General features: G+C 36.1%; 1 protein-coding gene. It reads left to right on the top strand.

Going from position 1 to position 801, the window contains the following annotated elements:
* Positions 1-349 precede the first annotated feature (349 nt).
* Positions 350-490, top strand: a complete 141-nt coding sequence (locus V7150_RS15955) for a hypothetical protein (RefSeq protein WP_335520227.1) — start codon at positions 350-352, stop codon at positions 488-490.
* Positions 491-801: the final 311 nt, after the last annotated feature.

Below are 801 nucleotides of genomic sequence, written 5' to 3'. Positions count from 1 at the left end.
TGAATATCTCGAATTAAAAATAAATGTTTATCGTTCCATTCAGATTGATGCACGCTATGTTTTTTCTGATAAATAAGCAAATGGGATACTTGCGGAATTGAAGGAAAGGCATTGGTTGTTTCGGAGAGAAAACAAGTTATCTATTGTGAAAAAATTTAAGTAGGAATATTTTTAAAAAGATAAAGCAGTATAATGGTATGCTACCGTTCAAAAGGTTTCTCAAAAAAAATGATTTAATCTTGAGTGCTTCACAATGCCTCAATCATTGAGATCCTCAAAAATGGTGGCTTTTTTTATGGGAATGAGGCGGTCCCATAAATAGTTAAGAACATATGAAGGAGGGAAGACAATGACAAACCGTAATGACAATCGAAAACAACCACATACCGGTGGGAGCCAAGCAAGAGGGGCCGATACGGAATTTGGTACAGAATTAGGACTAAATAAAAATCAAGGAAAAAAAGCAGCAAGAGAAAGTAATAAACGATAAATAATTGAAGCCTTGAACATGCAGTATTATGGCCGGTCTCCACTGAATTTTACCTTCCATGTGTTTGAGCATATTTCCAATATACCTTATGAGGGAACCGAAAGAATATTGGTATATCATCGGAATGTTTTTTTTAAGAAGTTCGAGAAGCAAAACTGAAAGCCATTTTGATACGGAACCTACAATGATAATCCACCCTGATTAATGATCTCGGGTGGATTATTCATAGTAAAATAAAAGTCACATTTTATGTCAGCAAAAAGGTGGATGCATTGGAAAACAGCAAGGGTGTAACATCGGCGGCGGGCAGC

The organism is Neobacillus drentensis (genome assembly GCF_036965245.1).
GTDB classification, from domain to species: Bacteria; Bacillota; Bacilli; order Bacillales; family Cytobacillaceae; genus Neobacillus; species Neobacillus drentensis_G.
Note: the sequence above shows the minus strand (reverse complement) of the source record. Positions and strands in the feature narration are given on the sequence as shown.

Bases quoted from the DNA above. Each gene is read 5' to 3' on its own strand.
- V7150_RS15955 (WP_335520227.1), top strand. From the start codon at position 350: ATGACAAACCGTAATGACAATCGAAAACAACCACATACCGGTGGGAGC.